Origin of the sequence: Novosphingobium aureum (assembly GCF_015865035.1) — a bacterium.
In the GTDB taxonomy this organism is placed as follows: Bacteria; Pseudomonadota; Alphaproteobacteria; order Sphingomonadales; family Sphingomonadaceae; genus Novosphingobium; species Novosphingobium aureum.
This window is the reverse complement of record NZ_JADZGI010000001.1, coordinates 697,456-714,021: the sequence shown is the minus strand read 5'-3', so window position 1 is coordinate 714,021 and position 16,566 is coordinate 697,456. Positions and strand designations below refer to the sequence as shown.

At 64.2% G+C, this 16,566-nt stretch carries 11 protein-coding genes and 1 pseudogene; 7 read left to right on the top strand and 5 right to left on the bottom strand.

The annotated features are described in order from the left end of the window. Positions 1-22: 22 nt before the first annotated feature. Positions 23-400 carry a cupin domain-containing protein gene (locus I5E68_RS03460; RefSeq protein WP_197164502.1) on the bottom strand — a complete coding sequence of 126 codons (378 nt, stop codon included), beginning with the start codon at positions 398-400 and terminating at the stop codon, positions 23-25. A 29-nt stretch (positions 401-429) separates the two neighbouring features. After that, positions 430-1,734 carry a pectate lyase family protein gene (locus I5E68_RS03455; RefSeq protein ID WP_228727034.1) on the bottom strand — a complete coding sequence of 435 codons (1,305 nt, stop codon included), beginning with the start codon at positions 1,732-1,734 and terminating at the stop codon, positions 430-432. Positions 1,735-2,051: 317 nt separating this feature from the next. On the opposite strand from I5E68_RS03455, the gene I5E68_RS03450 reads away from it, so the two are divergent. From I5E68_RS03450 to I5E68_RS03430, 5 genes are read left to right on the top strand one after another with little or no spacing between them, the layout of a single operon-like run. After that, positions 2,052-4,805 (top strand): TonB-dependent receptor, encoded by a 2,754-nt coding sequence (locus I5E68_RS03450; RefSeq protein ID WP_228726803.1) that lies wholly within the window; start codon positions 2,052-2,054, stop codon positions 4,803-4,805. A gap of 38 nt (positions 4,806-4,843) precedes the next feature. After that, positions 4,844-5,848, top strand: a complete 1,005-nt coding sequence (locus I5E68_RS03445) for an alpha/beta hydrolase (protein WP_197160797.1) — start codon at positions 4,844-4,846, stop codon at positions 5,846-5,848. A 27-nt stretch (positions 5,849-5,875) separates the two neighbouring features. Continuing rightward, entirely contained in the window at positions 5,876-7,501 is a 1,626-nt protein-coding gene (locus I5E68_RS03440; RefSeq protein WP_197164500.1) for a family 43 glycosylhydrolase, read from the top strand. After that, positions 7,501-8,916 carry a glucuronate isomerase gene (gene uxaC, locus I5E68_RS03435; RefSeq protein WP_197160796.1) on the top strand — a complete coding sequence of 472 codons (1,416 nt, stop codon included), beginning with the start codon at positions 7,501-7,503 and terminating at the stop codon, positions 8,914-8,916. The genes I5E68_RS03440 and uxaC overlap by 1 nt, the downstream gene beginning before the upstream one ends. After that, complete coding sequence (locus I5E68_RS03430) at positions 8,913-10,280, top strand: mannitol dehydrogenase family protein (RefSeq protein WP_323982076.1); 1,368 nt, start codon at positions 8,913-8,915, stop codon at positions 10,278-10,280. The genes uxaC and I5E68_RS03430 overlap by 4 nt, the downstream gene beginning before the upstream one ends. Before the next feature lie 3 nt (positions 10,281-10,283). On the opposite strand, the gene I5E68_RS20245 is transcribed toward I5E68_RS03430, so the two are convergent. Beyond that, positions 10,284-10,418: a hypothetical protein gene (locus I5E68_RS20245; RefSeq protein WP_267449419.1), complete on the bottom strand. Its 135-nt coding sequence runs from the start codon at positions 10,416-10,418 to the stop codon at positions 10,284-10,286. 252 nt (positions 10,419-10,670) lie between these two features. Next, positions 10,671-11,807, bottom strand: coding sequence for an IS3 family transposase (locus I5E68_RS03425; RefSeq protein WP_197160793.1), 1,137 nt, complete (start codon positions 11,805-11,807; stop codon positions 10,671-10,673). 55 nt (positions 11,808-11,862) lie between these two features. On the opposite strand from I5E68_RS03425, the pseudogene I5E68_RS03420 reads away from it, so the two are divergent. Continuing rightward, positions 11,863-12,522 (top strand): annotated as a pseudogene (locus I5E68_RS03420) (IS5 family transposase); the annotation flags it as partial. A gap of 687 nt (positions 12,523-13,209) precedes the next feature. Here I5E68_RS03420 and I5E68_RS03415 read toward each other — a convergent pair. Then, positions 13,210-15,654, bottom strand: coding sequence for a TonB-dependent receptor (locus I5E68_RS03415; RefSeq protein WP_228726802.1), 2,445 nt, complete (start codon positions 15,652-15,654; stop codon positions 13,210-13,212). Between the two features lie 109 nt (positions 15,655-15,763). On the opposite strand from I5E68_RS03415, the gene I5E68_RS03410 reads away from it, so the two are divergent. Further along, a complete protein-coding gene (locus I5E68_RS03410) occupies positions 15,764-16,540 on the top strand; it encodes a TetR/AcrR family transcriptional regulator (RefSeq protein ID WP_197160792.1) in 777 nt (258 codons plus the stop codon). Positions 16,541-16,566: the final 26 nt, after the last annotated feature.

Here is a 16,566-nt window from a genome sequence, read left to right as displayed (position 1 = left end):
CCCGGGGGTCAGGACTCTGGGCTCATGGCGCCGGGGTTACCGGCGGATTTGGATAGGCGATGATCAGCGAGAGCGGCGCCTCGCCGAGCTGGCGGATGCCGACCACCGCACCGGTGTAGAGGTAGGCGCTCATGCCTGCGCGAAGCCGCGCCGTTTTTCCGTCCGAGCTGACCTCGCCCTCGCCCGACAGGACATAGTAGACCTCGTCGTGAGCGATGGGATGATCGCCGATCGCCGCATCCTTGTGAAGGATGCGGCGACGAAACTCCATCGTGCGCGGCGCTGGCGCGGCATCGGAGATGCGGTAGGCGGTGCTCATGCCGATGGCCCCGTGCGGAGGAGGTTCCTCGCGCACTGTATCGGCCTCGTCGATCACCACCATTGCCGGAGCGGCGGCCATCAGCAGCGCGGCGGCGATGGCGTCCGCGCTCACTGGCGCATCGCCTTGTCGCGCGCAGTCAGCTTTTCCTGCGCCCCGGCCTTCTGGCCGGGATAGATCCCCGAGCGAGGCGTCATCGTCTTCATGTCCCAGTCCTTCTCGACGAAGGGCGCGCGCGTCTCGGCCGGGTGCGGATAGCCGCCGACGACCTTCTCGTCGTCGAGGATCTCGCCGCGCCCTTCGGCAACGAAGAAGAGCACGCGGATATCGTCGGGTGCGCGGTCCCAGGGACGTGCGCCTACGGTCGAGAGCAGGCTCGTCTCGAGCCGGTCCGCGGGCAGGATGTCGTAGCCATCGAGGCTCGCCATCGGGCGATCCTTCTCGATCAGCCTGGCATTGGTGACGCCGTAGCGCCCGAACATCGCCTCGGGATTGCCCCAGCGGTCGACCGCCTTGTTGTCCTTGCCGTAGAAGGCGAGGTCGCCATCGCCGCCGAGCGTGAGGAACGGCAGCCCAGGCGCAGTCGAGTTGCCCGCGCGCATGAGATTGCCGACCGCGGTGATCTCGCCGGTCACGTAGTCGTGGCCAGCCCACTCGAGGTTCATCAGGTTGTAGTGCACCGCACGGTGGCCGGGATCGTAGATCATGTTGTTGATCATCAGCACCTGCGCGCCGCCCTTGACCAGCGGCGAGCGCTCCATGTTGTGCGCCCACAGGTTGCGGTAGAAGGTGATGTTGGTGGCGTTGTCGTGGACCAGCGTACCCTTGGAATGCTCGCCCTTGGGATGGCTGGCATCGGCCAGACCCTCGGCGGCGATGTTCTCGCGAAAAACGATGTCGTGGCTCGTTCCCTTGCGCCATTCATCGACGCTGTTGCCGGTGAAGCGCGGGCCCGAAGCGGACATGTTCTCGTCGATGGCCCAGAAGAAGCTGCAGTGCTCGACCACCACATTGTGTGCAGCGACAGTGGAAAACGCATCCGCCTCCCAGCCCGAGAGCTTGGGCTGGCCATCGACCCCGGTCATGATCCGCAGGTGGCTGAGAATGACGTCGTGGCTCTTGAGATCGATGCCCCCGCGCACGATGGTGATGCCGGGCGAAGGCGCGGTCTGCCCCGCGATCGTGGCGTAGGGCTCGGTCATCTCGAGGACCGAGCGCTCGAGGTCGATCACCCCGCCGACCTCGAACACGATTACGCGCTTGCCCTTGGTGGCGAGCGCCGCGGCGAGCGAACCGGGACCATCCTTGGCGAGCGTGGTGACGCGAACGACTCGCCCGCCCTCGCCGCCGTGGGTCGGGTCGCCGGGGGCCGCGAAGGCATGGCCGCCAAGAACGAACCCACTGCCGGCGATCAGCGCAAGACGGCCTGCAAGCTTGCGAAAATTCAAATCCTATCTCCCATTATGCTCTGCTTCTTGACAGGACGGGTAGCCTGTGGCCATAACAATGACACCGGTTACCAAAGAGGGCAAGAGCCCAGAACGGAAAGCCGGTCGGCGGAAAGGCTCCGCCAAGGAGGACGCGCCGCAAGGCGCAGGGAGATGATGAGCTGACAGGGGCAGGCGCTGGTCGCCTTCCTTTGACACCGGTAGCATAAGGCCAATGGGCCAAGTGAGGGGATGAGGCCATGCGCAAGCATGTAAAGAGGATTTCACCAGTCAAGTGCGCCCTGATGGCGACCAGTGCAATTGCGCTTCCGCAAGTCGCGCAGGCGCAGGACAGCGCCGCTGATCCGACCGGATCACCCGATGCCGAGGCGATCATCGTCACCGGCTATCGCGAATCGCTTGCCGCCGCGATCAATGTGAAGCGCGAGTCGATCGGCGCGGTCGATGCCATCGTGGCCGAAGACATCGCCAAGTTCCCCGACCAGAACCTCGCGGAATCGCTGCAGCGCATCCCGGGCATCTCGATCCAGCGCGACGCCGGTGAAGGCCGCGCGATCACCGTGCGCGGTCTGGGCGCGCAGTTCACCCGCGTGCGTCTCAACGGCATGGAGACCATCGCCACCTCGACCGACGGCGCCTCGGCCAACCGCGACCGCGCCTTCGACTTCAACGTCTTTGCCTCCGAGCTGTTCAGCTCGATTGTCGTGCACAAGACCGCCGAAGCCGCGCTCGACGAAGGTTCGCTGGGCGCCGTGGTCGATCTCAACACCGGCGCGCCGCTCGGCGGCAAGGCGGGCTTCACCGCCGTCGCCTCGGCGCAGGGACGCTACAACGACCTGACCAAGGACGTCGATCCGCGGCTTGCCGGTCTCGTCGCTTGGGTCAACGAGGACCACACCTTCGGCGTCTCGGCCTCGGTCGCCTGGTCGGACTATACCACCAAGGAACTGGGCAACAACTCGGTGCGCTGGGCACAGGCGCCGTTCCGCTCGGTCAACGGCGAGACCTGCATGAGCGGGTCGAACTTCGTCACCACGCCCTCGGCCGCCTGCATCGAGGTCGCCGAAGCCTTCCACCCGCGCATCCCGCGCTACGGCCTCGTCAACCACGACCGAGAACGCCTCGGCGCGACCGGCTCGATCCAGTGGGAGCCGACCGAGGACACCAAGCTCTCGGTCGACGGGCTCTACTCGCGCTTCAAGGAGAACCGCGACGAGTACTGGGGCGAGGTGCTCCTGCGCAGCAACGAGCGCAACATCGACGTCTCGAACTACGTGATCGACGGCGACAACAACCTGATCTCGGCCGATCTCGACAACGTCTACGTGCGCACCGAGCGCTACCAACGCGAGAGCCAGACCGAGTTCTACCAGATCTCGGCCAAGCTCGAGCAGCGCCTGGGCGAAACGCTCAAGGTCAACCTGCTCGCCGGGACCTCGAAGTCGCAGGCCGACATCCCGGTCGAGACCACGCTCGCCTACGACAATCGCGATGCGACCGGTTACAGCTACGACTACACCGATATGAAGTCGCCGCTGCTCACCTTCGGCGACGAGATCACCGACCCGACCGCGTTCCAGTTCGCCGAATTCCGCGATCGTCCCTCCTACCTCACCAACAAGTTCAAGACCTTCTCGGGCGACCTCGACTGGGAAGTCTCGGACGACTTCACGATGATGGTGGGCGGCTTCTACCGCCAGTTCGACTTCGCCACCGAAGGCTACCGGCGCGACGCGAACTACTGCTCGGCCTTCACCTGCGCCTCGGGCACCTACGGCGCACCGGTCACCGCCGAGCTTTCCGACATCTTCGAGCTGGGCGATGCCGGGCAGCCTTCGGGCAACACCAATGCCTGGGTCGTGCCCAACCTCGGCGCGGGCACCGACTTCGTCGATCTCTACTCGCGTGAGGCCGTGCTCCAGCAGGGCGAGCAGCGCGACGTTACCGAGAAGACGATGGGCGGCTGGTTCATGGCCCAGTTCGAGAGCGAAATCTTCGGCATGCGCATGAACGGCAACGCCGGCGTGCGCTACGCCAAGACCAAGCAGTCATCCTCGGGCTTCACCGACGGTACCTACGTCACCGTGAAGCGCGACTACGACGACTTCCTGCCCTCGTTCAACGTCAACTTCTTCCCGACCGACAACGTCATCGTGCGCGGCGCGATCGCCAAGGTCATCACCCGCCCGACGCTGGGCAGCCTGACCCCGGGCGGCTCGGTCGACCAGTTCAACTTCCGCGTCTCTTCGGGCAATCCCTTCATCGATCCCTATCGCGCGACGACGTATGACGCCGCCGTGGAATGGTACTTCGCGCCCGGCGCGCTCGCCTCGGTCGCGGTCTTTGCCAAGGACATCGTCAGCTTCCCGATCTCGACCTCGCTGCAGGGCACCTGGGCCGACAGCGGACTGCCGACCTCGCTGCTGACCGAAGGCACGCCCGCCTACAACGCCATCGTGCTGGGACAGGACCCGAACCGCGAATTCGAGTTCCGCACCACGGGCAATGGTCCGGGCGCGAACCTCAAGGGCGTGGAGCTTTCGCTGCAGCTGCCCTTCTCGGCCTTCACCGACGGCTTCGCACGCAATTTCGGCGTGCTCGCCAACCTGACGCTGGTGAAGAGCGACGTCGACTACACGGTCGCGGGCGCCCTCGCCTACGATCCGGTGACCAACAAGCTGGTCGCCCAGCCTGCGGGTGATTACGTCCAGCCCCTGCTCGGCCTCGCCAAGCGCTCGTGGAACGGCACCGCCTACTACGACGACGGCAAGTTCTCGGTGCGCGGCTCCGTCGCCTACCGCAGCGGCTACAACGACAGCACCAGCGGCAACAACAACGTGTTCGAGGGCTACGGCAGCTCGCTCAACGTCGATGCCTCGCTCCGCTACAAGTTCACCGACTACCTCGAGCTTTCGCTCGAAGGGACGAACCTGACGGACAACTACCGCTATCGCTTCACCGACCTTGCGGCCAACCGCAACTACGAGAACAACCACTATGGCCGCACCTTCCTGTTCGGTGCGCGCTTCAGCTACTGATCGACGATGACCCGGGCCCCGGGACGCAGGAGAAAACCATGACCATCAACCGCCGGTCGTTCATGGCTGCCTCTCTCGTCTCGGGGCTCGCCCTTAGGGCAACACAGGCCTACGCGCAGACGCCTCCACCGCAAGCCGACAGCCCGCGAGCACCGGGCCTGCCGCAACCGGGCGAGACGATCGACCTGTGGCCTGCCGGCGCGCCCGGCATGCCTGCAAGCCCGCCACGGGAAACGGTGACCGAGCGCTCCAGCGACGAGCTGGTCACCGACCGCGCGGTGCTCGGCATCACCCGCCCGCGCATGGCGGTGTTCAGGCCAGACCGGCCCAACGGTGCGGCGGTCCTGCTGACGCCCGGCGGCGGCTACAAGCATGTCGTGGTCGACAAGGAAGGCTACGAGATGGCGCGCTGGCTCACCGCGCGCGGCTTCACCGCCTTCGTCCTGTTCTACCGCCTGCCCGGCGAGGGCTGGGCCAACCGCTCCGATGTCGCGCTCGCCGATGCGCAGCGCGCGATGCGCCTCGTGCGCCACCGTGCTGGCGACTTCGCGATAGATCCCGAGCGCGTCGCGGCCATGGGCTTTTCCGCAGGTGGCCACGTCTGCGCCTATCTTGCGGCACGCTTCGCCGCGCGCGTCTACGCGCCTGTCGACGCGGCCGACGCGCTTTCGGCGAAACCGATCTGCGCCGCACCCGTCTACCCCGTGGTCTCGATGGACCCCGTGATCGCACATGCCGGTTCGCGCGACCTGCTGCTCGGCCCCGCGCCCACCCCGGCGCTCGAGGCGGCGCATTCGCCCGACCGCAACGTACCCGCCGACGCGCCCCCGCATTTCCTGCTTCACGCCGAGGACGACGACGTCGTACCCAGCGAGAACACCCTGCGTCTGCGCGCCGCGCTCAAGGCACGCGGTATCCCGGTCGAGACGCACCTCTTCACGCAAGGCGGCCACGGCTTTGGCCTGCGCAAGGCCATCGGCAAGCCGGTCGAGGCATGGCCCGACCTATGGCGCGCCTGGGCGCGGACGGTGGGTCTGGGCTGACGGACGATGAAGGACACGCTCAAGGGAATGCACAGACGCGATGCGCTCAAGGCGACGGCCCTTGGCGCGATGGGACTGGCGGCGCCGATTGGTCCGGCTGCCGCTGCCGGGGCGGGCGAAACCTCTCTCCTCCCGCCCGCCCCGGCGACCCCGCGCAAATGGGCGCGCGGGCTCGACAACCAGCGCAAGGCCGATCTCGGCGACGGGACTTTCCTCAATCCGGTGCTCTCGGGCGACCGCCCGGACCCGGCGATCCTGAAGGATGGGAAGGACTACTACCTCACATTCTCGAGCTTCGATTCCTATCCCGGCCTCACCATCTGGCACAGCCGCGATCTGGTGAACTGGCATCCGCGAAAGCCTGCCCTCCACCGCAACATCGGTTCGGTCTGGGCGGTGAGCCTGGAAAAGCACGCGGGGCGCTACTTCCTCTACATCCCGGTCAAGGCCGAGCCCAACGACATCTACGTGATCTGGTCCGATCACATCGACGGCCCCTGGAGCGATCCGGTCGCACTTGGCCTGCACGACCACATCGACCCGTGCCACGCCGTCGGCGAGGACGGCTCGCGCTGGCTGTTCCTTTCGGGCGGCGACAGGGTGCGGCTCTCCGACGACGGCCTCTCGCTCGCGGGCGAGGTCGAGCACGTCTACGATCCGTGGCGCTATCCCGATGACTGGGACGTCGAGGGGTTCTCGCCCGAAGGGCCCAAGATCCACCGCCATGGCGACTGGTTCTACATGCTCACAGCAGTCGGCGGGACCGCGGGGCCGCCGACCGGGCACATGGTCATCGCTGCGCGCGCGCCCTCGATCCACGGGCCCTGGGAGCATCATCCCGACAACCCGCTGGTGCGCACCGAAAGCCTCGACGAAGCCTGGTGGTCGCGCGGCCATGCCTCGCTGGTCGAGGGGCCCGATGCGCGCTGGTACACGCTCTACCACGGCTACGAGGCGGGCTTCTGGACGCTCGGGCGCCAGTGCCTGCTCGACCATGTCGCGTGGGGCGAGGATGGCTGGTTTCGCATGACCGGCGGCGACCTCGCCGCGCCGCTGGCCAAGCCCGAGGGCGGTGAGGCGCTGCCCCACGGCATGGCGCTTTCGGACCATTTCACCGCACCGCTCGCACTCGGCTCTCGCTGGTCCTTCTTCCGCCCTTCGCCCGACGAGGCGCGGCGCTGCAAAAGCGGTGACGGCGTGCTGCATCTCGCCGCCAAGGGCGCGGCGCCGTCGAGCGGCTCGCCGCTGCTGCTCATCGCGGGCGACACGAGCTATCGGTTCGAATGCGACATCGAGATCGACCCGGGCTGCACCGCAGGGCTGGTCCTGTTCTACGACGACAAGCTCTATGCTGGGCTCGGCTTCGATGCCGATCGCTTCGTCACGCACCAGTACGGGATCGAGCGCGCGCGCCCTGCCAATCCGCACGGTCGGCGCATGAAGATGCGCGTGACCAACCGCGCTCACATCGTCGCCATCCATACCTCGGGCGACGGCGGTAAATCGTGGCAGCGCTTCGACCGGGGCATGGAAGTCTCGGGCTACCACCACAATGTACGCGGAGGGTTCCTGATGTTACGTCCGGGCCTCTACGCGGCCGGACGCGGCGAAGCCCGCTTCCGTGATTTCCAATTCACAGCACTGGAAGACTGATGTCCCGCCCCCTCGACCTGCATCCCGACCGCCTTCTCCCTGCCGATCCCGCGACCCGCAGCCTCGCGCGCGAACTTTACCAAAGCGTCGCCAGGCTTCCGATCGTGAGCCCGCACGGTCACACCGATCCTTCGTGGTTTGCCGGAAATGCGCCCTTCGGCAACGCGACGCAGCTCCTGCTCGTGCCCGACCACTACGTCTTCCGCATGCTCTATTCGCAAGGGGTGCCGATGGAGGCTCTCGGCGTGCGCAACCCGCAGGTCGACCCGCGCGAGGCATGGCGGCTGCTTGCGCACAACTACCACCTGTTCCGCGCGACACCCTCGCGCATGTGGCTCGACTGGGTCTTTGCCGAGGCCTTCGGCATCGACGTGCAGCTCGGCGCGGATACCGCCGATCACTATTACGACACGATCACCGAGAAGCTCGCCACCGAGGCCTTCCGTCCGCGCGCGCTGTTCGACCGCTACGGCATCGAGGTCATCGCCACGACCGAGAGCCCGCTCGACAGCCTCGATCACCACGCCGCGCTCAAGGCCGAGAACGCAAGGCCCGGGGGCTGGCAGGGCAAGGTCGTCACCGCCTACCGGCCCGATCCGGTGATCGACCCCGAGTTCGAGGGTTTCCGCGAGAACCTCGTGCGCTTCACCGAGATCACCGGCGAGGATTGCCTCACATGGTCGGGCTATCTCGCCGCGCACCGCCAGCGCCGCCGCTTCTTCGCGCAGATGGGTGCGACCTCGACCGACCACGGCCACCCGACCCCGCGCACCGCCGACCTTTCGCGCACCGAGGCCGAGGCGCTCTTCGCCAAGGTCACGAGCGGCAGTTTCACACCCGAAGAGGCCGAACTCTTCCGCGCGCAGATGCTGACCGAGATGGCGGGCATGAGTCTCGAGGACGGGCTGGTCATGCAGATCCACCCGGGCGCGTTTCGCAACCACAATGCCCGTGTCTTCGAGCGCTTCAGGCGCGACAAGGGCGCCGACGTGCCGAGCCGCACCGAATATGTCGCGAACCTGAAGCCCCTGCTCGACAAGTACGGCAACGAAGCCGATCTCTCGATCATCCTCTTCACCCTGGACGAGAGCACTTATGCGCGCGAACTCGCACCGCTCGCGGGCCATTATCCGTGCCTCAAACTGGGTCCGGCATGGTGGTTCCACGACAGCCCCGAGGGCATGCGCCGTTTCCGCCGCATGACCACCGAAACCGCCGGCTTCTACAACACCGTCGGCTTCAACGACGACACCCGCGCCTTCCTCTCGATCCCCGCGCGCCACGACGTCGCGCGCCGCGTCGACTGCGGGTTCCTCGCCGAACTGGTGATGGAGCATCGCCTCGAGGACTGGGAGGCCGGCGAAGTCGCGCAGGACCTTGCCTACAACCTGGTGAAGAAGGCCTACAAGCTGTGAGCGAGCGACTTTGCGCATCCGCGCTCGGGACTCTGCCCTCTTCCATCGCGGTTCCTGCCTATGATCGCAACGAACAACGGGTCGGCATCGTCCATTTCGGCATCGGCGCCTTCCACCGCGCGCATCAGGCCTGGTACACTGATGCAGCGATGAACGCGGGCGAGCGCGACTGGGCTATCCTGGGAGTCTCGATGCGCTCGCCGGGCGTCGCCGCACAGCTCAACCCGCAGGACGGGCTCTACACACTGGTCGAGTGTTCGGCGCAAGGACGCAGCGCGCGGGTGATCGGTTCGGTGCACGAAGTGCTGGTCGCGGGTGTCGCCAGAGCGCGCCTTGCCATGGCGCTTACCGCCCCGCAGACGCGCATCGTCTCGTTCACCGTTACCGAGAAGGGCTATTGCCGCAAGGCCGACGGCTCGCTCGACTTCGACGCGGCGGCGCGCGGCTTCTACCCGATCCTGAGCGATGCCCTGCGCGAACGGCAGGCGACCGGATGCGGCGGGCTCACCCTGCTCTCGTGCGACAACCTTGCCGACAACGGTCGCCAACTGGCCCGGCTCATGCGCGAATGGCTCGCGCGCGAGGCGCCCGATCTGGTCGAATGGTTCGAGACCGAATGCACCTGCCCCTCGACCATGGTAGATCGCATCGTGCCCGCCACCACGAGCGCCGACCGCGCCGAGGTAGCACAGCTGCTCGGCTGCCTGGACGAAGGTGCGGTGATGACCGAGCCCTTCAGCCAGTGGGTCATCGAGGACCGCTTCGCGCGCGGACGCCCGGCATGGGAAAAGTTCGGCGCGCAGCTCGTCGCGGACGTCGCGCCTTACGAGACCGCCAAGCTGCGCATGCTCAACGGCGCCCATTCGGCGCTGGCCTATCTCGGGCTCCAGCGCGGGCACACTTACGTGCACGAGGCGATGGGCGATGGCGCGATCCGCCCGCTGATCGAGGGCATCATGCGCGACGAGGCCGCCCCCACCGTCGCGGCGGCACCGGGACAGGACCTCGATGCCTATGCCGATGCCCTGCTCGCTCGCTTCGACAATCCCGCGCTCAACCACAAGCTGATCCAGATCGCGATGGATGGCAGCCAGAAGATCCCGCAGCGCTGGCTCGAAACGCTCGAGGCGCAGCGGCTCGAGCAACGCGAATGCCCGGGGCTCCTCGCCGCGATCTCGGCATGGATCGCGCATCTGCGCGGCGCCAACGGCCTGGTCGACGATCCCCTGGCCGACAGTCTTTGCGCCGTTGCGCAGCATGGCAGCGATGCCGAGGTCGCAGCGAAGCTGTTCACTGGCGATGGCCTGCTTGCCGGTTTCTGGAATCCGCGAGGCGAGGCACTGGCGCGCGCCCTCGCGACCTGAGCGCTACTCGACGGGACGCCCGTCATCGAGAAGGTCGGCCTTGCCCCCGCTGGCTGCGGCGCGCTCGGCTTCGACCATTTCGCGGATCTCGTCGCTCGGGCGCACGGCCTCGGGCATGGCCGGAGCGCGCGGCGGCACGGGTTCCGGTGCTTTTCGTGCGCAGGAAAGCTGCCTTGCCCCGCCGCCTCGTGTAGCCCGTGAGGCGCCAAGCACCCTTCGGTGGCTCGCAAGGTTCAGCGTGCGTTTTCCTAGGGCCTTGGTCAACCCCGGTGGACTTATGGGAACGGTTGGGGACAAGGCCCGTGGCGGAGAGGGTGGAATTCGAAGCGAAGCACTTAAATTCTGTTTTGAAAATAAAAATTACTTTCGGCCTATCCACCAATCCCGAGTTCATACCTCATCACAAAGACATATCCCTGAGTAGCCCTTAGTTTTCCAGACGCCTTCCGCTTTGAAAATCTGCTGCCGTTCGAACTCGACGGGCGACAGCATCCCGTTCCTGACCTGCTTGCGCACCGGGTTGTAGAACATCTCGACGTAATCGAACACGTCCTGCCGGGCTTCTTCGCGGGTTTTGTAGGTGCGGCGCCGGATGCGCTCACGCTTGAGCGAGGAGAAGAAGCTCTCGGCGGCGGCATTGTCATGACAGTTGCCGCGTCGGCTCATCGAGTGCTTAAGATTGTGAGCCCGGATGAAGGCGGCCCAGTCCATGCTGGTGAACTGCGAGCCCTGGTCCGAGTGGATCAGCACCCGCTGCTTCGGCTTGCGCCGCCATACCGTCATGTGCAGCGCCTGCAGCACCACATCGCTGGTCTGCCGGCTCTGCATCGACCATCCCACCACACGGCGAGGGTACAGGTCGATCACGACAGCCAGGTAAGCGAAGCCCTCCAGGGTGCGGATGTAGGTAATGTCTGTCACCCAGGCCCGGTCTGGCGCAGCAACATCGAACTGCCGATCTAGCGTGTTGTCGACCTGGGCTCTGATGCCCGCCAGCCTGGTCAACCGGGCAACGCGGTTCGGGCAGCAAGTCTCGCCGTGATCCAATAGGTCATCGTGCAGCTTGCGGTAGCCATAGACCTTGCCGCTGTCGTTCCAAGCTTTGCGGAGCAGATCGGTTTGCCGGGCATCTTCCCGAGCCCGCTGGCTCAGCGGGCTCTTCTGCCAAGCATAGTAGCCACTGGGTTGCACAGCGAGGCACCGGCACATGGCTCGCACGCCAAAACGATCGCGATGCTCGGCAATGAACGCGTATCCCACTTTGCATCTCGAGCGAAATACGCGGTGGCTTTTTTTTAGGATGTCGCGCTCCTCGGTCACCCGGGCCAGCTCGCGCTTCAACTGGCGGATCTCGGCATCCTTGCTGGCATCGCCTGACACCACATCTGCAAGCTGACGCTTCCAAGCATACAACGAGTGCGGGCTGACGCCGAGCCGCTGTGAAACCTCCGCCACCGGATACCCGCGCTCAGTGATCTGGGCCACCGCATCACGCTTGAACTCATCGCTGAAATTGGGCTTCCCCATCGTCGTCTCCTGTCCTCAAAATTAGGATAGAAGGCGTCCAGAAATCTAGGGGCTACTCAATCGGAACGGCTTGCGTTGGCGTGATGCACCCGAAGAGTATGGGCCTCACAAGACCTTGTACAATCGCTGGAAGCGGTGGGGTGAGATGGGCGTGTTCAGCCGGATGATCGAAGGTCTGTCTGCCCAGAGCGCTGAGCCCAGAACCATCATGATCGATGCGACCTATCTCAAGGCTTACCGCACGGCTTCTTAGCCTTGGGGAAAAAGGGGATCTAGCTGCGCTGAACTGCGTTTCGGGCGTCTGATCGGACGAACCAAGGGCGGCATGAATACCAAGCTCCACGCCGTTAACGATGCCAACGGACGGCCCTTGAGCTTCTTCATCACGGCGGGCCAGATCAGCGATTACACCGGCGCAGCGGCTTTGCTCGATGACTTGCCAAAAGCACAGTGGATGCTGGCCGACCGGGGCTACGATGCCAAACGGTTCCGGGACGCGCTTGAGCAAAAGGGCATCAAACCTTGCATTCCTGGCCAGAAATCCCGCTCGATGCCCGTCAAATACGACAAGCGTCGATACAAGCGTCGCAACCGCATCGAGATCATGTTCGGGCGCCTGAAGGATTGGCGGCGCGTCGCAACCCGCTACGACCACTGCCAGACCGTATTCTTCTCAGCCCCCGCTCTCGAAGCCACCGTCCTCTTTTGGCTCTGATTAGCGAGTCCTGAGCCTAGGGGCTACTCACATGTCTACGCGAGATGATCGGGGGCAGCGACGGTCATGTAAAAGATCGACGTCTACGGGACTGATACGGAAAGCATGGACGCGGAGGTGGCGAAACTGGCTGAGCAACGGCGTCATGGTATCGTCTGGGAGACTGAGGACGGGTGGGATCTCGTAGACCCGTTCGAGCCGAAAGACGTATAACCAGCTCGAGCGCCTTGAAGGTGGAAGTCCTAGAACTTTCACCTTCACCTCACCCGAATGCTGCCTATCCGCCGGACCGTCCATTTTCCAACGGGTAAGATTGCGACGAGATCGCTGACATTCTCTCCTCGTGAGAAGGAGAGGCGGTCGACATTTCTCGGGCTCGATCCAAGCGTCGTGACGCTGCGGCCGACTTTCGCCTCCCCCTACGTGTGGGGGGAGAGGGTGTAGGTAACGATCTCTGGGGGACGCAGCACAATAAGCGCTATAAACCACCTTCGGCTGGGATTGGAATGTAGGCTTGAGCGATGGCTCGCCGTGCACGCCCTATATTTCCCCGACGCTATCTTGATTGACGTTGCACTTTATCGCCTTCGGGTACTCATTGTGCAAACGCTCCTGGTGCTTGCCAGGCCATAAAAATGCCCGTCCGATGCGAGATCGAACGGGCTCGAGGTTAGTGGCGAGGGAGGGTTAGTAACGCCACGTAAGCTGTAATCGGACACTGCGTGGCAAGCTGATCAGACCGATCTGGTCGGCGTGGATGCCCGCCGCAGTGCCGGTGCCCGAACCGGTGCCGGGACCGTCGACGACACCGGTCGCGATGAAGCGGTTGGTCAGGTTTTTGCCGATCAGCGCCAGATCCCAGTGTTCTCCGAAAGAGACCTTCGCACTCGCATCGAGAGTCAGATACGCGTCCTGACGCGAATAGGGATTGCCGAAACCGGAGGGCAGGTAGCTGTCCGAATACTTGCTGTCGGCCGATAGGCTCAGTCGCGTGTCATCGGCGATCTCGGTATCGTAGCTCACTCCGAAAGTGCCGGTCCAGGTCGGTGCCATCGCGGTTTCGGTACCGCTCAAGTCCTGGAACCGGTTGGGTAGGCTGCAACCCTCGGCGATCGTCTGGCCCGAATAGCACGGAGCGAGGAAGTCCTCGTAACGGGCATGGTTGTAGTTGAGCGAGCCGCGAACCGTAAGGCCGGGAGCCGCATAAGGTGCGTATTCAGCCTCGAGCTCGATACCCTTGGTGCGCACCGCGCCGGCATTGACCGTGTTGAAGGCGAAGACCGTCGCATCGAAGAAGTCGATCTGCAGGTTGGTATACTTGTAGGTATAGCCGATCAGGTTGAGCCGCAGCTGGCGGTCGAACAATGTCGACTTGATACCGCCTTCAAAGCCCTTGGCCTTCTCCGGACCGAAAGTGAAGTTGTCGGCACTGGCAAGGATGGAATTGATGCCCGAGTTCGAGAATCCGCCCGATTTGTAGGCCGTCTTGTAGGAGACGAACAGATTGATGTCGCGCGCCGGTTGCCAGCGCAATGTTGCCTCGGGCGACCAGTTGTCGAAGGTCTGGTCGGCTGCAACCACGACGCCAGGTGCAAACAGCGCATTGGCGGCATAAGGCTGGACGAACTCGCTGTCCTTGGTCTCGTGGGTATAACGGATGCCGCCGGTCGCCTCGATCGCATCGGTCACGGTCAGGATTGCCTGACCATAGGCTGCAAGCGTCTTGCCGTCGGTGTAGCTGTCCTTGACGAAATCCGCATAGCGGTAGCTGGGATCGGATACGGCAGAATTTTCCGCGCCGCCGTTGACGACGTATTGCAGGAAGTCGCGACGGGTATCCTGGTAGAGGCCGCCGATCATCGCGTTGAGCGGGAAATCGAAATCGGTGAGCACGCGCAGCTCGCTGCTGAAGGCGTGCCACTTGCTGTCCTCGACCGCGAAGGTCACGCCGGCAGAACCGGATGAGAAGTCACCGTCCACTAGCAAGCGGTTGCGGTTCTTCTGGTAGTTGGTGACCGAGGTGACGGTAAAGTTGTCGCCCGCATATTCGAGCGTGCCGGTAACGCCCCAGGATTCGTATTTGTTGAACTGGCTACCATCGCCCGCGCCGGGAATGGTCGCGGCGATGTCGGCTGGCATGTCATTGTTGTAGACAACGAAGTTCTTTCCGCACGAGAGACTCTCGTTGAACCAGGTCGCTCCGTCCGCACATTCGTAGGCGACGCGATTGGAAGCGGGATTGTTGACCTTGGTGCGCGAATAGCTCGCCTTGACAGTCGCGGTCAGCGCGTCGGTCAGTTCGCTCTTGAGCGTAAGGCGCCCCATGATCTCCTTTTCGCCGGGTACGTCGCGCGGGCCGACGGGTTGGACGTGGCTCGTCGCAACCGGCGTCCCGGTGGCACGATCGGTCGTTACATAGGGCAGCTCTTGGCCGCCATTGGTGAAGTAACCGCCGCTCATCGAGCTCGCACGGATCGCGAGGCGCACTCCGGTGGTGTCGTTAAGCGGAGTCGAGACGATCCCTTCGCCATAGACCGTATCCGACTTGAATTCGTAGCCCATGCGTGCGCTGGCCTCGAACACGGGCGTCGGATCGTTGGTTGCGATGTTGATCACGCCCGCGGTGGCATTCTTGCCGAAGAACAGCGCCTGCGGTCCCTTGAGCACCTCGATCGACGAGGCATCGAAGAAGCCTTCGTTGATGATCCTGCCCTGGCCATAATAGACGCCGTCGACGACGACCGCCACGGATTGCTCGATACCGATCGAGCTAGGTGCGGTGCCGATACCACGCAAGGTGATCTGCGCGCCCGATCCGGTTGAATTGCGCCCGACCGTCAGCTGGCCCATGCTCGCCGCGACTTTCTCGATGCTCGTGAGGTCGTAGCGATCGATCGTCTCAGCCGAGATCGCAGTGACCGCCACGGGTACATCCTGCGAGGTTTCCTGCCGCTTGCGGGCACTGACGATAATTTCGTTGAGGCCGCCAGCGGGCCGCGCGTCACTGCCCTTCTGTGCGTCGACGGTATCTTGCGAGGTCGTGGCGGTCTGCGCTTGCGCACTCACACCCCCAGCCAGCGCCATCGGGCAGGCGGCCAGGAACAGAGCGCGGCTGTATCGAGGTTTCCTCAAGTCTTCTCTCCCGTGGTGCGGTGACGGTATCGCCCGTCATCCGTGCTGCAGAATCGAATAATTGAGACACATAGATTAATCCACCTGTCCTAAAGCGCAGTGTCGACGCATGATGCAGGTCCTCTCTGGCAGAGCAGAGATATTCTTGCTGCACAAAGCCGGGGAAGTTGCGATGGAGGAGGGCATGACGAAAGCGACGAGCCCAGAACCGACCGTCCTGGCGGGAAGCGCCGGACAGGAAGCCGACACCCGCGTGAAGATCATGCTGACGGCTGAACGCCTTTTCGGTGAATACGGCATCGACGGCGTTTCGCTGCGCAAGATCAGGCTTGAATCCGGCCAAAACAATAACTCGGCCGTCCATTATCATTTCGCAGACCGCAAGGCGCTGGTATCAGCCATCCTGCAGTACCGGGTCGATCAAATGGAGCCGGAACGGCGCGAGATGATCGATTGCCTGCGACGTGACGGTCAGGAGAACGATCTCCGCAGTTTGTTGAAAATAATGGTAATTCCGCAGATAAACCTGGTCGATGAGCAAGGGCGCCACCCCTATATGCGCTTCACCAGCGAATATCTCACTCGGTTTCGCGCGACGGGCATTGCGCACCCCGGAGACAGCGCCAAGACCGCCCCTGCGCTCGCAGAGCTGATGGAGCTTTTCTATGCCGCCATGTTCACGCTCGATCGTGACATCGCGCTGCTTCGGCTTAATGCGGCGACGCTTATCTTTCTCAACCTCGTAGGTTCTTGGGATGCGGGCCTACGGTTCATGGGCGAGCGGCATTCGCTCGAGCTTGTTATCGACGAAGCACTGACCATGGCCACCGCAGCGCTTCAGGCGCCACCCAGCGCCTCGCTCAGGGCCCGCTATCAGAAAGGATAGCTGTAGGGCGCACGGTCCTTTCCTAC